General features: G+C 71.4%; 16 protein-coding genes. 5 read left to right on the top strand and 11 right to left on the bottom strand.

The window, feature by feature from the left end:
• Window positions 1-67 precede the first annotated feature (67 nt).
• From ACTIMO_RS07095 to ACTIMO_RS07120, 6 genes are all read right to left on the bottom strand, one after another.
• On the bottom strand, window positions 68-766 hold the full coding sequence (locus ACTIMO_RS07095) for a glycosyltransferase (RefSeq protein WP_448181957.1): 699 nt from the start codon (window positions 764-766) through the stop codon (window positions 68-70).
• The gene (locus ACTIMO_RS07100) at window positions 763-2,130 is read right to left on the bottom strand and encodes a bifunctional PIG-L family deacetylase/class I SAM-dependent methyltransferase (protein WP_055769858.1); all 1,368 of its coding nucleotides are present in this window, start codon (window positions 2,128-2,130) and stop codon (window positions 763-765) included. The genes ACTIMO_RS07095 and ACTIMO_RS07100 overlap by 4 nt, the downstream gene beginning before the upstream one ends.
• Window positions 2,124-3,227 carry an acyl-CoA dehydrogenase gene (locus tag ACTIMO_RS07105; RefSeq protein WP_448181958.1) on the bottom strand — a complete coding sequence of 368 codons (1,104 nt, stop codon included), beginning with the start codon at window positions 3,225-3,227 and terminating at the stop codon, window positions 2,124-2,126. The genes ACTIMO_RS07100 and ACTIMO_RS07105 overlap by 7 nt, the downstream gene beginning before the upstream one ends.
• Before the next feature lie 88 nt (window positions 3,228-3,315).
• Window positions 3,316-4,566 (bottom strand): MFS transporter, encoded by a 1,251-nt coding sequence (locus ACTIMO_RS07110; protein ID WP_448181959.1) that lies wholly within the window; start codon window positions 4,564-4,566, stop codon window positions 3,316-3,318.
• Window positions 4,563-5,189 (bottom strand): TetR/AcrR family transcriptional regulator, encoded by a 627-nt coding sequence (locus tag ACTIMO_RS07115; RefSeq protein WP_448181960.1) that lies wholly within the window; start codon window positions 5,187-5,189, stop codon window positions 4,563-4,565. The genes ACTIMO_RS07110 and ACTIMO_RS07115 overlap by 4 nt, the downstream gene beginning before the upstream one ends.
• Window positions 5,190-5,343: 154 nt before the next feature.
• On the bottom strand, window positions 5,344-5,793 hold the full coding sequence (locus tag ACTIMO_RS07120) for a hypothetical protein (RefSeq protein WP_055769861.1): 450 nt from the start codon (window positions 5,791-5,793) through the stop codon (window positions 5,344-5,346).
• 292 nt (window positions 5,794-6,085) lie between these two features.
• On the opposite strand from ACTIMO_RS07120, the gene ACTIMO_RS07125 reads away from it, so the two are divergent.
• The gene (locus tag ACTIMO_RS07125) at window positions 6,086-7,468 is read left to right on the top strand and encodes an MFS transporter (RefSeq protein ID WP_448181961.1); all 1,383 of its coding nucleotides are present in this window, start codon (window positions 6,086-6,088) and stop codon (window positions 7,466-7,468) included.
• Between the two features lie 126 nt (window positions 7,469-7,594).
• On the opposite strand, the gene ACTIMO_RS07130 is transcribed toward ACTIMO_RS07125, so the two are convergent.
• Window positions 7,595-8,500 carry a LysR family transcriptional regulator gene (locus tag ACTIMO_RS07130; RefSeq protein WP_448181962.1) on the bottom strand — a complete coding sequence of 302 codons (906 nt, stop codon included), beginning with the start codon at window positions 8,498-8,500 and terminating at the stop codon, window positions 7,595-7,597.
• A 121-nt stretch (window positions 8,501-8,621) separates the two neighbouring features.
• On the opposite strand from ACTIMO_RS07130, the gene mmsB reads away from it, so the two are divergent.
• Both mmsB and ACTIMO_RS07140 read left to right on the top strand, forming a co-directional pair.
• Window positions 8,622-9,512 carry a 3-hydroxyisobutyrate dehydrogenase gene (gene mmsB, locus ACTIMO_RS07135; protein WP_448181963.1) on the top strand — a complete coding sequence of 297 codons (891 nt, stop codon included), beginning with the start codon at window positions 8,622-8,624 and terminating at the stop codon, window positions 9,510-9,512.
• Window positions 9,513-9,535: 23 nt separating this feature from the next.
• Window positions 9,536-11,020: a CoA-acylating methylmalonate-semialdehyde dehydrogenase gene (locus ACTIMO_RS07140; protein WP_448181964.1), complete on the top strand. Its 1,485-nt coding sequence runs from the start codon at window positions 9,536-9,538 to the stop codon at window positions 11,018-11,020.
• A 118-nt stretch (window positions 11,021-11,138) separates the two neighbouring features.
• On the opposite strand, the gene ACTIMO_RS07145 is transcribed toward ACTIMO_RS07140, so the two are convergent.
• From ACTIMO_RS07145 to ACTIMO_RS07160, 4 genes are all read right to left on the bottom strand, one after another.
• Entirely contained in the window at window positions 11,139-11,981 is an 843-nt protein-coding gene (locus ACTIMO_RS07145; protein WP_422391412.1) for an NAD(P)-dependent oxidoreductase, read from the bottom strand.
• Window positions 11,982-12,043: 62 nt separating this feature from the next.
• Entirely contained in the window at window positions 12,044-12,709 is a 666-nt protein-coding gene (locus ACTIMO_RS07150; RefSeq protein ID WP_448181965.1) for an SDR family NAD(P)-dependent oxidoreductase, read from the bottom strand.
• Window positions 12,710-12,788: 79 nt separating this feature from the next.
• Complete coding sequence (locus ACTIMO_RS07155; RefSeq protein WP_448181966.1) at window positions 12,789-13,427, bottom strand: DUF2510 domain-containing protein; 639 nt, start codon at window positions 13,425-13,427, stop codon at window positions 12,789-12,791.
• A 51-nt stretch (window positions 13,428-13,478) separates the two neighbouring features.
• A complete protein-coding gene (locus ACTIMO_RS07160) occupies window positions 13,479-14,618 on the bottom strand; it encodes an ROK family protein (RefSeq protein ID WP_448181967.1) in 1,140 nt (379 codons plus the stop codon).
• Window positions 14,619-14,823: 205 nt separating this feature from the next.
• On the opposite strand from ACTIMO_RS07160, the gene ACTIMO_RS07165 reads away from it, so the two are divergent.
• Both ACTIMO_RS07165 and ACTIMO_RS07170 read left to right on the top strand, forming a co-directional pair.
• Window positions 14,824-16,458, top strand: a complete 1,635-nt coding sequence (locus ACTIMO_RS07165; RefSeq protein ID WP_448182104.1) for a glycoside hydrolase family 13 protein — start codon at window positions 14,824-14,826, stop codon at window positions 16,456-16,458.
• A 142-nt stretch (window positions 16,459-16,600) separates the two neighbouring features.
• Entirely contained in the window at window positions 16,601-17,365 is a 765-nt protein-coding gene (locus ACTIMO_RS07170) for a DnaJ family domain-containing protein (RefSeq protein ID WP_448181968.1), read from the top strand.
• Window positions 17,366-17,377: the final 12 nt, after the last annotated feature.

The raw sequence follows: 17,377 nt of genomic DNA on the forward strand, positions 1-17,377 counted from the left end.
GCTCCGTACGGCGGGCCGCTGATGACAGGTCCTGTCTAACAGATCCCCCGGACATTCAGGAAAAACGTCAGACCGCCCGCACGCCGAGGGCTCCGAGGTAGGTCGAGAAGCCGGCGGGGACGCGTCCCACGGTGCGCGACGACGTCGTGACCTGCAGCGCCCCTGAGGCGGTCCACCGCGCCCCGGCTTCCCGGGCACGGTGCACGAGATCGACGTCCTCGTCCTGGGCCAGCGCCCGGAACCCGCCGATGTCCTCGTAGGTGCTGCCGCGGACACCGAGGTTGGCGCCGTGGACGTGGTGGTGCCCGTCGTCGGGTGTGTACGCCTTCGACCAGAGCTGCAGGCGGTCCGCGTTGTCCGCGGTCAGGGTGGGGCGGACCGTGCCGAGGACGACGTCGTGCGTGGAGCCGAGGCGGTGGTGGCCGACCAGCCAGTCGCGCGGGACGAGCGTGTCCGCGTCGGTGTTGGCCACCCACATGCGCGCAGGCTGGCTGCGGGACCGGGCGAGGGCGTAGCGCACACCGGCAGCGCGTGCCGCACCGACCGAGCCGAAGTTCCCGGCGATGACGGAGACACCGGGCATGCTGCGGGCCGCGGCCTCGGAGCGGTCGGTACAGCGATCGAGCACCACCGTGACCGAGACCAGGACGCGGGGGACGGTCCGCAGGAGATGCACGCGCGCGGTGTCGATCGCGGCGAGGCACGCGGGCAGCCACTGCTCCTCGTCGCGCGCGGGGACGACGACGGCGACGTGGCCGGGGATCACAGCAGGCCTTCGCGGCGTGCCACGGAAACGGCCGGCGCGGGGACGAGGACCTCCAGGAGGAAGTCCTCCTCGGTGTGGAGGGCCAGCGTCGCCAGGCCGGACTGCCGGCGGACGCGCTCGTGCACCGCGTCGCCGTCCAGCTCCCAGCCCTCGATGGGGTGGCGCCAGTGGCACAGGACCAGGACGCCGTCCTCGTCGAGGGAACCGAGGATCAGCCGGAGGACGTCGTCGAGCTGGTCCGACGAGAGGAAGTACCCGGTCTCGGACAGGACCACGAGGTCGAAGGGTCCGTCCTCCCGCGGCCAGTCGCGGGGCACCGTGGCGAGGCGGGCCGAGGCTGCGTCCGCCAGGACGAGCGCCTCGTTGGTGCGCCGGACCGCGGTCTCGCTCGTGTCGAGGGCCAGCAGGTTGTCCGAGATCGCCGCGAGCTCACGGGTCAGCGCCCCGACGGAGCAACCGATCTCCAGCGTGCGGGAGAAGCGGCTCCGCGGCAGGCTGGCCAGGGTCAGGGCGCGCTTGCGCTGCTCGTAGAACCGCTCGGCCACCTCCCAGGGATCGGCGTGGTCGCGGTGCAGCCGCTCGAAGGTGGAGCGGCCCTCGGTCACGAAGAACGCCTCGACGTTCCGGCTGAAGTGCTCCAGCACATCGGGCGTCAGCAGGACCTCGTCGCCCGGCGCATCCGAGAGCGGCTGGGTCTGGGAGACGTGCGTGGCGAGCGCGGACTCCTTCCGGGTGTGGTCCTCCGCGCCGAGCGGCAGCAGGAGGATCCCGTCGAGCTCCTCCTCCTGCTCCTCGACGGACCCCCAGTGCCAGAGCCAGATCGGGTACTCGAGCAGGGGGATGTCGCGTTCGGTGCACACCCCTGCCGCCGCCCGGCCCGCGGCGTCGTGGTCGGGATGCCCGTCACTGCGCCATGGGGCGGCGACGAGCGTGCGGGTGTCCTCGCCGTCGGCGAGTTCGCGCCCCAGCACGGCGGCGACGTCGTCGTCGGCCACCCCGCCGTCGGGCAATCCCTCGAAGGACACCCGGGCGGCGGGTGCGAGCACCTGGACGGCGTTCAGGACCTCCTCGCGCCGCACCTCGGCCAGCCGCGCCGGGGTGTGCGTGGGGGAGTCCGGGTGCGAGCCCTCCCCGTCGGTGAGGACGACGACGTCGCACCGGACGCCGTCGCGCGCGAGCCGCGCCAGGAGGCCGCCGGCGCCGAGGGTTTCGTCGTCCGGGTGTGCTGCGAGCAGGAGGAACCGGGCCGGGAGCCGGCCGTCGAACAGGGCTTCGACCTGCAGGTCGCCTGCGGTGCGGTCGTGCTCCCACGTGCGCCAGTGCGATTCCGGCGTGCCTGCGCCGTCGTGCGTGAAGCTCACCATGCCGGACCTCCCGCCGCCGCGCGTTCGAGGACGCGCCGGCCGAGGGCGGCGTCGTCACGCTCGGCGTGGTGCTGGCGGAGGTAGAGGTGCAGGTCCGCGACGCGCCCGGCGTGGTGGTCGTCAAAGGCCAGCGGCGCGGGGCCGAGGCCGTGGGCGGCCGCGTCGAGCACGAGCTCGGCGCAGCGGAAGGCGGTCGCGCGGACGCGGGCCGCGAGGAGCGCTCCGTCCTGTCCGGTGGCGCGGCCGGCGTCCACCTCGTCCGCCGCCCGGGTGAGCAGGGTGCGCGTCTCGTGCAGGGCGGCGTCCGCCCGGCCGAGGTGCATCAGCGCGATCTGGTCGGGGGTGCGGCGCCGGGCGGCGTCGAGCAGGGTGCGGGCGATGCCGAGGGCTCCGCCGTACCAGCAGGCCGCGACGCCGATGCCGCCCCAGGCGAAGCCGTCCCGCGTGAGGTACCAGTCGGTCCCGCCGATCGGTGCGGCCGTGACGCCGTCGAAGCGGACGGGCGCGCTCGTGACGGTCGGCAGGCCACGGCTGATCCACGTCCCCGCCGGCTCGGCCGTGACGCCGGCGCTGCGGAGGTCCACGGCGAAGGCCCGCCGGCCGCCGTCGTCCAGGTGTGCCGTGACGACCGCGCGGTCGAGGTGTCCGGCGAGGGAGCACCACGGCTTGGTGCCGGTCAGGGTCCAGGCGTCGCCCGTCCCCGAGGTGGCGGTGAGGGCGAGGCCGGGCTGCTCGGCCGCGAAGACGCCCCAGGTTCCGTGGCCGCCCGGACCGGCCGCGTCGGGCAGTCCGGCCTGGTCGAGGATGGCGAGTGCATCGAGGTGGGGTTCGACGACGCGGGCGACGGTGAGGTCCGCCGCGGCGAGGGTGGTCAGCAGCTGCCAGGTCACGGCGGTGCGGCCCGAGCCGGGGAGGGGCACCGCGGCGCCGAGGTCGAGCGCGAGCTCGAGGGTCCGGGGGAGGGAGTCCCGTACGGCCTCGACCCTGTCCGTGAGGAACCGGAGCGAGGGGTCCGAGGTGTCCGCGGGCGATCCGGCCGTCTCGCGGGGAGGTCCTGACTGAACCGCTGCGCCTGCGGCCCCGCTCGGCGGCGTCACGGACGTGGGATTCTCGGGGACCCGGCGGGGATGCGCAACATATTCGAAGTGTACTGACGTTCCCCGGAAGAGCTTGCGCCGCACGGCATCAGCGGTGGGGGTGTACCCTGCGCGGCAGCACGCCGGAGGCGAGCAGGGTGAGGATCCCGGCGAGCGGCACCACCACTAGGCCCACGCGGAGCGAGGAGACGTCCGCGATGGCCCCGACGATCGGGGGTGAGAGAAGGAACCCGAGGCGCATGAGCCAGCTGATGACGGTCAGGCCCGTCCCGGTACGCAGGCCCGGCAGTTCGTCCGCCGAGTGCATGGCTGCGGGCACCAGCGTGGCGACGCCGAGCCCGGCGAGGCCGAAGCCGAGGATGGTGAGCGGCACGGACGGGACGAGGAGCGCGATACCCATGCCGGCCGCCGTCAGCACCCCGCCCGCCTGGGCCACGGCACGCTGTCCGAAGCGGTCCACGAGGCGGTCCCCGAAGAGCCGTCCCACGAACTGCAGCCCGACGAGCGCCACGAAGCCGAGCCCGGCGACGGTCGGCGTCGCATCGAGGGAGGTGCTGAGGTAGACCGCGGCCCAGGTGCTGCCGGCATCCTCGACGAGGGCTCCGGCGATCCCGATGACCACGAGGGCGGCCAGGATGCCGGCGGTCGCGAGGGATCGCCGCCGTGCCCGTGCACCACCGGCACCCTCGGTGCTGGTACCTGCCGCGTCGGCGGTGCCGGCCGTATCCCTCGGGTCCGCGGGCTCGGCGCCGGGCAGGAGGTGGCGGTAGCACACGAGGGTCAGGGCGCTGAAGAGCACGAAGGACACCGTCAGGTGCAGGCCGCGCGGAACGGCGAGACCCGCCGCCGCCGCGCCCATCAGCCCGCCGATCACCGCGCCGATGCTCCACACGGCATGGAAGGAGTTGAGGATGGAGCGCCGGTACAGCTTCTGCACGCGGAGGCCGTGCGAGTTCTGGGCGACGTCGGTGATCGCGTCCATCGCCCCGGCCAGGAACAGGGTGACGGTGAGGACCGCCCAGGAGGGTGCGATCCCGGCGAGGAGGATCGACAGCCCGATGAACCAGGTCCCCGCGGTGGCGACCCGGGAGGACCGGAAGCGGCGGACCAGGGCGCCCGAGGCCAGGCCCGCCGTGATCGCACCGAGCGGGAACGCGGCCACGGAGATGCCGAACGCCGCGTTGCTGAGGTCCAGGCCGTCCTTGATGGCCGGGTAGTGCGGCAGGATGTTCGCGAACAGGGCGCCGTTGGCGAGGAACAGGGCGCTGACGGCGAAGCGCGCGCGGGCGAGGCGGCGGGGTGTGTACTCCGTCTCCTGCGTCGGGGTGGTGGCGCTCATGGCCGGACGATCCTCAGGATCGCGGCGCGGACCGTCCCGACGCCCATGGGGTCGAGGGAGAGGGCGCGGTGGAGCGTGGTGCCCTCGATGAGTGCGTCGAGCATGAGTGCGGTCTCCGGATCGAAGTGGGTGTGCAGGGCGGCGCGGCTGCGCGCCATCCAGGCGTCGGTGATGCTGCGGAACGCGGGACGCCGGGCGGCCAGCGCATACAGCTCGAGGCTGGCGAGCATGGTCTCCGGCGACGTGAGGGTGGTGCCGGTGATGAGCCCGACGACGGCCTCGGCGGCGTCCGCCCTGCTGGTGGCGGCGGAGAGTGTCGCATCGAAGACGTCCGCCGTCCGCTCGGCGAGCACGGTGAAGGCCGCGTGCAGGAGGTCGTCCATGCCGTCGAAGTGGTAGGTCATGGAGCCGAGCGGCACATCTGCGGCAGCGGCGATGCGGCGGTGCGTGGTGCCGGCGACACCGTGCTCGGCGATGACGCCGAGGGCCACGTCGATGAGCCGCTCGCGGCGCTGCGGGTCGTGGCGGCGGGCGCGCGTCGGGTCGCCTGCGGCAGGAGCGGCTGGTGCCCCGCGGCTGCCCGTGCGGTCCGCGGCCGTGCGCGTGACCGGACGGGGCGTCACGGGGCGAGCCTGCGGATGCTGCGTCCGTCGTCCTCGATGAATTCGTGCCGGGTCATGCGTTACCTGCCGTCGTCGATGCCGATGGGTACGATCGTACGCATCATGCGTACAGATGTACACACCAGTCTTGCGAGGTGACGACGGCAGGAGCGGCTCAGGCCTCCGGGGGGAGCGCCTCGTGGTGTTCCTTGCCCTTGGTGCGGCGGTCCTCCTTCATCTCCGCCTCGAACAGGTGCCGCTTGCCCTGGACCAGGGAGTCGCGGGCTTCCTTCTCGAAGGACTTGAACTCGGAGTAGTAGTGGTCGTCGTAGTCCTCCATGATCTGGAACGTCCACCGGCCCTCGATCACGTTGCGGCCGATGATCTCGGTGGCCAGCTTGTCCGCGATCTCGGTGTGGCCCGCCTTCCGGAACAGGTCCTCGGCATCGGACAGGTTGAGGTCGGCCTTGCCGGTGAGGCGGTGGAAGCCGTAGAGGTAGCCGCGGGCGTGCTCCACGACCTCCAGGGCTTCGGAGAGCTTTCCGAGGGCCTCGACGGTGAGGTCGGAGACGCCCTCGGGGCGCTGGTGGGTTGCATCGGGACCGGGGGTGTCAGGGGTAGCCATACGCGTACCGTACCCAGGAGCTCCGACACTCACACGGGAGAGGCCGCGCCGGCACGCGTGGCCCACCGGTTGTCGTGGTCGACGCCGGTGCACCGGGAGTGGGTCCGACAGCGGTGATGGGCCCCTCCTGTGCGTAAATGCAGAAGTGGTCTGCACTAATCGGCGTTGATCAGCACTCTGGGCAGCGCAATACTCATAACGCCCCGATGTGTGCTCCGTCACAGTGCGCATCGGCCAGCGGAGGCCGGTCACGGCCGGCCGTGTCAACGAAGACACCGAAGGAGCAGCCCGCATGAGTTCAGCGCAGCACACACCACCGCAGCGGCAGGAGCCCGACGTCGAGCAGTCGGGTCTCAAGAAGGTCGTGGTCGCCTCGATGGCCGGCACCGTGGTCGAGTGGTACGAGTTCTTCCTCTACGCCGCGGCGGCCACGCTGGTCTTCGCCACCGTCTTCTTCCCGAGCGCCGATTCCGAGCTCGACGCGATCATCGCCGGGTTCCTGACCTACGCCGTCGGCTTCGTCGCCCGGCCCATCGGCGGGATCGTCTTCGGGCACTTCGGCGACAAGTACGGCCGCAAGCAGCTGCTCCAGGTCAGCATCATCCTCGTGGGCGTCTCCACCTTCCTCATGGGCTGCCTGCCCACCTTCGACCAGGTGGGCTACTGGGCTCCCGGACTCCTCGTGGTGCTGCGCTTCATCCAGGGCTTCGCGGTGGGCGGCGAGTGGGGCGGTGCCGTGCTGCTGGTCGCCGAGCACAGCCCGAGCAAGAGCCGCGGTTTCTGGTCGAGCTGGCCGCAGTCCGCCGTGCCCATGGGCAACCTGCTCGCCACCGGCGTGCTCTTCGGTCTGTCGGCCGTCCTCGACGAGGCGTCCTTCCTCGGCTGGGGCTGGCGCGTGGCCTTCTGGCTCTCCGCCGTGATCGTGATCATCGGCTACTACATCCGCACCAAGGTCAATGACGCCCCGATCTTTCTCGAGGCCCGCAAGGAGGTCGTCGACGAGGCCAAGGGCTACGGCGTCGTCGAGGTGTTCAAGCGCTACCCGCGCGGCGTCTTCACCGCCATGGGCCTGCGCTTCGCCGAGAACATCCTCTACTACCTGGTGGTCACCTTCAGCATCACCTACCTCAGCACAGTGGTCGGGGAGGACCGTACGCGGATCCTGCTGCTGCTGCTCGTCGCGCACTTCCTGCACTTCTGCGCCGTGCCGATCGTCGGCCGGTACTCCGACCGCTTCGGCCGGAAGCCGGTGTACCTCGCCGGCGCCGTCCTCGGTGCGACCTGGGGCTTCTTCGCCTTCCCGATGATGGATACCGGCAATGACCTGATCATCCTCGCGGCCGTGACGATCGGGCTTTTCTTCCACGCCCTCATGTACGCGGGACAGCCGGCCATCATGGCCGAGATGTTCCCCACGCGCATGCGCTACTCCGGGGTGTCGCTCGGGTACCAGGTCACCTCGATCGTCGCCGGCTCACTCGCTCCGATCATCGCCGCGACCCTGCTGCGGGACTACGGCTCCTCGACACCGGTGGCCATCTACCTGCTCCTGGCCTGCTGCGTGACGATCGTCGCCGTGCTCCTGCTGAAGGAGACCCGCGGCATCTCCCTGCTCGACGTGGACGAGGCCGACGCCCGCGGCACGGCGGACCTCCTCGCCGCCTCGAAGAAGTAACGGTCCGACGGCCATGACACGGGACGACGACGGCGGCGGGCCCGCGCCGTCGTCGTCCCGTGCCCTGAGCGGCATGACGGTGATGCTGCGGTGTGGGCGCCCGAGGTGTCGGTGCGTGCCGAGCGGTCAGGCGGCCAGCTCGTCCGCGCGCTCGCCGATCTCCCGACGGATCGCCGCGACCGCGACCTGCACGGCTGCGGACCGGAGCGACTCCGGTCTCGCCACCGCCCAGATGGGCAGCTGACGGTGGAAGCCGTCGTGGAGCACCGGCAGCAGCGCGGAGCCGGCGGGCACCATGAAGCTCGGCAGCAGGCCGATCCCCGCCCCAGCGTGGACCGCCTCGACCTGGGCGAAGATGCTCGTCGATTGGAAGGACGAGACGGGCAGGGGCAGCTGGGAGGAGCGGTGACCGAGCTCCTGCACCTGGAGCGCCGACTCCACGTAGGAGACGAAGCTGTGGTGCCGGATGTCCTCGAGCCGCTCGGGCAGGCCGCGCCGCTCCGCGTACGCCGGCCCGGCATAGAGGCGCAGGAAGTAGTTGGTGAGGAAGATGGGCTCTGCCGTCGCGGTCTCGGTGCGTCCCACCACCACCTCGAGATCGACGCCGGAGCGGTTCTGGCTGGCCTTCCGCGTGGCACTGAGCATCTCCACGTCGAGCCGCGGGTTCTCCTGCTGCAGCCGCACGAGCGCGGGGGTGACGAAGCGGGCGCCGAAGCCGTCGGGCGTGCTGATGCGGAGCATCCCGGTCAGGGCGTCGGACCTGGAGCGGCGCGCCTCGAGGTCCCCGAGGCTCTGCTCGATCGCCTCGGCGGCGGTGACGGCGTCCGCTCCGAGCGCGGTGAGCTCCCAGCCCTGCGGAGTGCGCTCGAGGGTGCGTCCACCCAGCTGCCGGTCGAGGGCGACGATCCGGCGGGAGATCGTGGTGTGCGTGGTGCCGAGTGCTTCCGCGACGGCGTTGAAGCGGCCCAGGCGGGCGACGGTCAGCAGGATGAGGAGATCGTCCGGACTCGGCAGGCGGCGGACGTCGACCATGGTCCTCCTCCGTCCGCGCCTGTGCACAAACGTTCACACCGTCTGTGATTTCTTCCCTTGATCGCACTGTAACAGCGGGAGAGGCTGACATGGAGACACCCACGAGCAAAGGAGCTTGGACATGGCAACGATCGGCTGGATAGGACTCGGGAACATGGGCGGTCCGATGACCGCCAACCTGGTGCGGGCGGGCCACACGGTGCAGGGTTTCGACCTCAGCGCCGACGCCGTCGCGGCTGCAGTGGCGGAGGGCGTGACGGCGGTGGAGGGGATCGCCGGGGCCGTCCAGGGCGCGGACGTGGTCTTCACGATGCTGCCGAAGGGGGACCACGCACGGGCGGTGTACCTCGGTGAGGACGGCGTCCTCGCGCACGCGGACACCTCGACCCTCCTGATCGACTCCTCGACGATCGACATCGAGTCCGCAGCCGCGCTGCACGAGGCCGCCGCGGAGCGGGGCTTCCGGTTCGTCGATGCCCCGGTATCGGGCGGCATCAGCGGGGCGAAGGCCGCGACCCTGACGTTCATGATCGGCGGCGAGGACGGCGCGGTGAAGGAGGCCACCGGATTCATCGAGCCGATGGCGAGGAACATCATCCCGACGGGCGGGGCCACCACCGGGCAGGCCGCCAAGATCTGCAACAACCTGATGCTGTTCATCAACCTCGCCTCGACCGCGGAGGGAGCCGTGCTCGCCGACCGCCTGGGCCTCGACAAGCAGGTGTTCTGGGACATCGCGTCCGTGTCCTCCGGGGACAGCTGGGCCCTGCGCACCTGGTACCCGGTGCCCGGCGTCGTCGACACGGCGGCGTCGAACAACGACTTCGCCCCCACCTTCACCACCGAACTGGCGAACAAGGACATCGGACTCGCCATCGCCGCTGCGCGGGGCACCGATACGCCCCTCGAGATCGGCGAGCACGTCCAGCAGCTCTTCCAGCGCCTCATCGACCAGGGCGAGGGCGGCAGGGACTGCTCCATGATCATCAAACTCGTCGACGGCTCGCTCTGATCCCCCCGAGAGGACTCACCCCCATGCAGCAGATCCCGCACTACATCAACGGAGTACGCGTGGCCGACGCCGAGCGCTTCGGTCCCGTGTTCGACCCCGCCACGGGCCGGCAGGAGAAGGAGGTGGCCCTGGCCTCGCCGGCGCGCGTGGACGAAGCGGTCCGGGCTGCCGAGGCGGCCCTTCCCGGCTGGCGGTCGGCGAGCCTCGCGAAGCGTGCCGCGGTCTTCTACCGGGTCCGGCAGCTGCTCACCGAGCGGAAGTCCGAGCTCGCGGCGATCCTCACCAGTGAGCACGGCAAGGTGCTCTCCGACGCCGAGGGGGAGATCTCCCGCGGCCTCGAGAACATCGAGTTCGCCACGGGACTCGGCCACATGCTGAAGGGCGAGCGGTCCGAGCAGGTCTCCACGGGTGTGGACGTGCACTCGATCCGCCAGCCCGTCGGCGTCGTCGCCTGCATCACGCCCTTCAACTTCCCGGCGATGGTCCCGCTGTGGATGATCGGCAGCGCGATCGCCTGCGGCAACACCGTGCTGCTGAAGCCCAGCGAGAAGGATCCGTCCTCGTCCGTGTTCATCGCCGAGCTGTTCACCGAGGCGGGACTGCCGGACGGCGTGCTGAACGTGGTGCACGGTGATCGCGAGGCCGTGGAGACCATCCTCGATCACCCGGGCGTGAAGGCGGTGAGCTTCGTCGGCTCCACCCCGATCGCGAGGACCATCTACGCGCGGGCCGCCGCCAACGCGAAGCGCGTCCAGGCGCTGGGCGGTGCGAAGAACCACATGGTGGTCCTGCCCGACGCGGACCTGGACATGGCTGCCGACGCCGCGATCTCCGCCGCCTACGGTTCCGCAGGGGAGCGCTGCATGGCGATCAGCGTCGTGGTCGCGGTGGGTGACATCGCGGACGATCTCGTCGAGGCGGTCCGCTCGCGCATGGCCGGCCTGAGGATCGGGCCCGGCACCGACCCGTCGTCCGAGATGGGACCGCTCATCACCGCCGAGCACCGCGACCGGGTCGCGTCCTACGTGACCGGCGCATCCTCCGAGGGCGCCACGGTGGTCGTCGACGGGACGCAGCAGGAGTTCGGCTCGGACGGCTTCTTCATCGGTGTCTCCCTCGTGGACCACGTGAAGCCGGGCATGAAGGTGTACGACGACGAGATCTTCGGGCCCGTGCTCTCCGTGGTCCGGGTGGCGACGTACGCCGACGCCGTCCGGCTCGTGAACGAGAACCAGTACGGCAACGGCGTCGCGATCTTCACGCGCGACGGCGGTGCGGCGCGGCAGTTCGAGGTCGAGGCCGAGGCCGGCATGGTGGGCGTCAACGTGCCCATCCCGGTGCCGGTGGGCACCTACTCCTTCGGCGGCTGGAAGGACTCCCTGTTCGGGGACACGCACATGTACGGCCCGGACAGCATCCGCTTCTACACGCGGGGGAAGGTCGTCACCACGCGCTGGCCGGACCCGTCGACGTCGGCGATAGACCTCGGCTTCCCGCAGGTCGACTGAGGCCTCGGCGGACGGGGCGCAGGTCCGGCGAACTGCGTCCCGCCCTTCGAGGAACCCCTCGCGGGTAGCGAGCCATCGCTGCCCGTGAAGGGCGACGCAGGCCCTGGCCGGCGGATGGCTACAGTTCGGGCTTTGCGATCACCGCGATGTCGTCGTCGCCCGCGCCGGCGCGCTGTGCCTCGGTGAGCGACTGGAGGACGGCCGTGACCGCGGGCAGGGGATCGGGCGTGGAGCGCAGCATGAGGCGCGCGTCCTTCGCGAGGAGATCCGCGGAGAACTGGGTGTCGCCGAAGGTCCCGTCGGTGATGACGGGGCCCTTCATCCCGGCGATCACGCCGAGGCCCGTGCCCTTCAGCAGGTCCAGGACGGCTGCGGCGTCGAGCCCGTTGGCCTTGCCGAGGCGCAGGGCCTCGACCAGGCCCTGCAGCGTGATCCCGAGGGCGAGGTTGGCGAGCAGCTTCCCGGTCGCGGCGTCCGCCGGCGTTGCCACGCGCCGCAGGCGCTCGGCGTCGGCCCAGAGGGCTGCGAGGGGCTCGACGACGTCGATGTCCTCCGCGGCACCCCCGAGGAGGACGCCCAGCTGTCCGGCCCGGGCCGGTGCGAGGCTCCCGATCACGGGTCCGTGGACGTAGCGGACGCCGGCGGCGGTCGCGTAGTCGGCGAACTCACGGGCATCCTCGGGGGAGACGGTGGTGACGTCGAACCAGACGGCCTCGGCCGGAACCTCCAGGCCCGAGAGCACCACCTCGCGGACGGTGTCCGGACCGAAGAGGACCGTCATGACGACGTCGGCGTCCTGCACCGCGGCCTCGGGGGAGTCGGCGTGCGTGGCGCCGGCATCACGGAGGCGCTCCGCGGCGGCGGGCGTCCGGTTCCAGACCGTGAGGTCGTGGCCCGCCTGGAGCAGGTGCACTCCGAGCTCGTGTCCCATGCGGCCGATGCCGAGCAGTGCGATCTTCATGAAGTCCTCCGGGTAGGGGTTCGTCGGGGTGGTCCGGGCCGCCGGTGCGGCGTACCGGCCGGTCAGTCGGCGCTGACCTGGTGGCGGAACGTGGAGCGCTGGGTGTGGAGATCCCAGAGGATCCCGGCGAGGACCGCAGGGTCCTTCTCCGGATCGCCCTCGATGATACGGCCGCCGATGATGAGCTGCGACACCTGGATCCCCTCCTCGCCGAGCACCTCGTTCAGCAACTGGGCGTAGGCGGCCTGGCCGGCGAACGCAACCGAGGTGCCGGTCACTGCGCGGCCCGGCTTCACGGCGGATCCGCCGTTGACGAAGAGGATGGTCCCGCGGTTCTCGCCGAGGAAGCGCATGCCGGGCACCACCTGGTGGACGGCGGCCACGGGTCCGTAGATGGAGAACTCGATGGGCCCCTTGAGATCGGCCGGCGTGGTCTCGAGGACCGGCCGCATGAAGTCCTTCTGCGGCAGGGGGCTGTACTGGAGGACTTCGATGGGACCGAGCGTCTCCGTGGCCGCCTCGAGTGCTGCGGCGATGGATTCGGGATCGCGCACGTCGGCTGCGAATCCCCGGGCGTGGATGCCCTCCTTGCCCAGGTCCTCCGCGAGGGCGTCGAGCTTGCCCTGGCTGCGGGAGATGAGGGCCACGGCCATCCCCTCGGCTCCGAAACGCCGTGCCACGGCGGCGCCGAGGCCGCGTCCTGCTCCGATGATCGCAATAGTTGTCATGTGGGTGCAATTGATCAGGAGGCTGAATAATTCCGCGCGGACAGGACTGTCAGGCCTTGCCGGTCCCTCTCCCGAAGCGTCAGGGCACCATCACGCCGAAGGGTGTCGCCGCCGTCCCGGGGAGGACATGGACCGACAGCGCCTGCACCAGCGCGATGATGCCGAGGACCAGGCCCGCCGTACCCAGTGCGCGTACCCCGCCGTGGAGCGCCGCCGCCGGACTGCCGAGGCCGATCGTCCCGACGACGACGCTCGCGAGCGCGACCGCGAGACTGCCGGGCAGCAGCGGCGTGATCACCAGTGCGACGACGCCGAGGCAGAAGCCGATGATCATGAGGACGGTCCCGCGCGTGGCGTCCGCGACGTACTCGCCGGCGGGTGAGGCGGCGCGGCAACCGGTCCAGCCGGTCCCGTCCCAGTATCGCTCGATACCCGCATCGTGCGTGCCCGCATACCAGCCGGGTTCCGGAGCAGTGCCACCGGAGGCGTCGTCGACCGGGCTCTGGAACACGCCCTGCCACAACCGGGCGCGAACGCTCTCGGCAGCGGGTCCGGCAGGGAAGTGCAACTCGTCGAGCGCTGCGGCGATCCGGTCGGCCCTTCTCCCCGACGGGTCGTCGGCGGACGCACGGGCCAGGCGGAGAGCGTCGGGCCGGCTGAAACCGGCATCCTCGAGCTGCTGCTGGAGGTGGATGCAACGGTCGGCGCTGATGTCCATCCCCACAGGCTAAGGCGGGAGTCGCCGGCCGTACAGAGCGGGGGAGCGCGATCAGTGCAGGGTGCCGAGGATGGTGCGCTGGATGACGACGGCGGACGCGCCCCGCGCCCACTGGGCGAAGTCGGTCGGCTGGCGGCTCAGCCGGATCGGGACGGCCTCCGGATCACGGTGATAGGCGATCGAGGCCTGCACGGCCGGTGCTGCGACCTCGGCGAGGTCCATGCCCTCGCCGGAGAGCACCACGAGGTCCACCATGGTCAGGTTGGCCACCGCCGAGATCAGCAGTCCCAGGGCCGTGCCCGCGGAGCGCACCACGCGGTCCGCGACGGGATGTCCGGCCACCGCCAGCGCGAGGATCTCGTCGTAGCTCCGCTGTTCCCCGGTCGACGCGGTGAACTGCGAGCGGATCGCGCGGATGGTCAGGACGGCGGACGAGCAGCCGACGTGTCCCTCGCTGCAGCGCGGCCCGGAGGGATCCAGCGGGTAGTGCCCCGCCAGGCCGAGGCCGGCGTCCGGAGGGGCGATGACGGTGTCATTGATGACCAGCCCGTACCCCACGCCCGCTCCTACCGTCAGGACGGCGAAGTGCTTCTCCCCACGCCCCGCGCCGAACCACTGCTCCGCGACGGTCAGGGCGACGACGTCGTTCTCGACGACGACCGGCAGGCCCGTCCGCTCGTGCAGGAGATCCGCGAGGGGGACGTCCCGCCAGCCGAGGAACGGAGCCCGGAGGACCTCTCCGCCAGCGCCCACCTTGCCGCCGATGCTCACGCCGATCCCGCTGAACCCGGAGAGCGGGCCGAGATCGGCGATGGCCTCCACGATGGTGTCGAGGACGTCGCCCACCCCGTGGCCGGGCAGCCTGCGCTCGCCGGAGGCGACGACGTCGGACTTCAGGTTCGTGGCGACCACCGCTGCGGAGTCGCCGGTCAGTTTGACGCCGATGAAGCGGTGCGCATCCGGGCTGATCTCGAGGGGCCGGACGGGCCGTCCGATGGCCGCCGCGGTGGCTTCCTCCGATTCGCGCAGCACGCCGGCCTCCAGCAGCGGCCTGCTGAGCCGGGTGAGGCTCGCGACGGACAGGCCCAGGCGGGCCGCGAGGTCCGCCCGGGAGATGGGCCCGCGAACGAGCACCTCGCGCGCGAGGGCCCGGGCCGGGCTCTGGAGCGACAGGGACATGAGCGCCTGCATGGCATCACTTCCTTCAGGCTCGGTTCCTCGTTGACAGTATCTTTATTTCTACCGTAAAAATAAAGAGGGGAAGTCGATTGCCTTCCTCCGGAAAGCCGTTCCACCACCGAGAGGCCAGACCCACGTGACTTCGACCGTCAACCCCGATCTCGACTCGGCCGTCGACGCGACGGCGGACTTCGCCCCCGCTGCCCTCGACGAGCGCATGCAGGACCCGAACTGGTGGCGCCAGGCCGCCGTCTACCAGATCTACCCGCGCAGCTTCGCCGACTCCAACGGCGACGGCATCGGTGACCTCAGGGGCATCACCTCGCGGATCCCCTATCTGAAGTCCCTCGGCATCGACGCCGTCTGGCTCAGCCCGTTCTATCCGTCCGCCCTCGCGGACGGCGGCTACGACGTCGACGACTACCGCGACGTCGACCCGAAGCTCGGCACGCTCGAGGACTTCGACGAGATGATCGCCGCCCTGCACGAGGCCGGCATCAAGCTCATCGCGGACATCGTCCCCAACCACACCTCCAACCGGCACGCCTGGTTCCAGGAGGCCCTCGCCTCACCGAGGGGCTCGGCCGCACGCAACCGCTACATCTTCCGCGACGGGAAGGGACCGGACGGCGCCGAGCCGCCGTCGGACTGGGATTCCGTGTTCGGCGGCCCCGCCTGGGAGCGCACCGAGGATGGGCAGTGGTACATGCACATCTTCGCCCGCGAGCAGCCGGACCTGAACTGGGACAACCGCGAGGTCCGGGACGATTTCCTCACCACCCTCCGCTTCTGGTCCGACCGCGGGGTGGACGGCTTCCGCGTCGACGTGGCGCACGCCCTCACCAAGGACATGACCGAGCCGCTGCCGCTGAAGGCCGCGCTCGGCTCCGAGAGCGAGAACAACAACGGGCAGCACCCCTTCTGGGACCGCGACGAGGTCCACGAGGTCTTCGCCGAGTGGCGGGCGGTGTTCAACGAGTACACCCCGCCGCGCACGGCCGTGGCCGAGGCCTGGGTCCATGCCGAGCGCCGCGCCCGGTACGCCAGCCCCGAGGGACTGGGCCAGGCCTTCAACTTCGACCTGCTGCAGGCCGACTGGAACCCGGCGCAGTTCCGCGAGATCATCACCAGGAACCTCACCGAGGCGACCTCCTCCGGGGCGTCGTCCACCTGGGTCTTCTCCAACCACGACGTCGTCCGGCACGCCACCCGCTACGGCCTGCCGGCCGCCGGCCCGGACAGCACCCCGGCGGAGACCAGCAGGAACTGGCTGCTGAGCGGCGGCACCGCACCCACGCTCGACCGCGGGTTGGGGGAGCGCCGGGCGCGCGCGGTCTCGCAGCTCATGCTGGCCCTGCCCGGCTCGGCCTACGTCTACCAGGGCGAGGAGCTGGGGTTGCACGAGGTCGCGGACATCGCCGACGAGGACCGCCAGGACCCCACCTTCTTCCGCAACACCGGCGTCGACGTGGGCCGCGACGGCTGCCGCGTCCCGCTGCCCTGGACGAAGGACGGTACGTCCTTCGGCTTCGGCTTCGACGGGGCGCACCTGCCGCAGCCCGCCTGGTTCGGGGAGTACGCGGTCGAGGTGCAGGAGGGTGACCCCGGATCGCACCTCAGCTTCTACCGCCGCGCGCTCGACCTGCGGCGCGAGCTGCAGGGCGACGAGGACTTCACCTGGGAGGACGGGACCGCCGCCGATGTCCTCCACTTCACGCGGCCCAGCGGCTGGCAGAGCATCACCAACTTCGGCTCGGCGCCGGTGGACCTGCCGGCGGGACGCGTATTGCTGAGCAGCTCGCCCCTCGAGGGCGGGAAGCTCCCCGGGGACACGACGGCTTGGCTGGTCTGACGAGCGGACCTGCGACGGCGGGTCACCACGGCTCCGGGGTGGCCCGCCGTCGTCGTGTGCGCCGTGCCTCGGGGTAGACATGCGGGCTGCCGGATCCGCTCCGCCGGGCTCGACGCGCCACGTCCGGCTGCCGGATCGCGGGATGGCTGCCGGGCTGATGCGCCTGCCGGGCGTACACCCCCGGAGGGCAGGACGCTCGTCTGCGGGGACGGTTGCACAGGGAGCGGCGTGCTCGGAATACTGGGATGCGAGGCACGACGGCGGACCGACGCGGGAGGGCAGCGGCATCAGTAGGTCGAACGAGCACGAGGAGCGCCTGCGCAAGGCCGCCCAGTACCGCGCCGCGCACGAGGGCGGCGACGCCGCGGACGCCATGGCCGAACTCGACCGCCAGCACGACGACGGCGGTTCCGCGGACAGCGGGATGGCGCCCCTGCGCCAGGGTGAGGACGAGGTCAGACGCGCCCGGCTGATCGTGGACCGCGCGATCGCCCGCGGCGAGTTCGACAACCTGGCGCTCGCCGGCAAACCCATTCCCGGGCTGGGGGAGGCCCATGACCCGGACTGGTGGGTCAAGGGCCTCATCCAGCGGGAGAACATCACGGGGCTCGGACCGCGGGCCATCCTGCTCCGCACCGAGGACGCCGAGCTCGACGACCGCCTGGACCGCCAGTACACCGAGAAACAGGTGCGGGACGTCCTCGAGGACTTCAACTACCGCGTCGTGGACGCGAGACGCCAGCTGCTCGGCGGTCCGCCCGTCATCACCGGACTCCGCGACGTCGACGCCGAGGTGGAGCGCTGGCGTGCGCGCCGGGACGCCGCCCGCCGCGCCGCCGAGGCAGCCGCGCCGCCCGAGCCCCGCAGGACGTCCTTCTGGCGGAGGGTGTGGCGCGGCTCGACCTAGGCCGGAGCCGGT

It is taken from the genome of Arthrobacter sp. CP30, assembly GCF_053470025.1.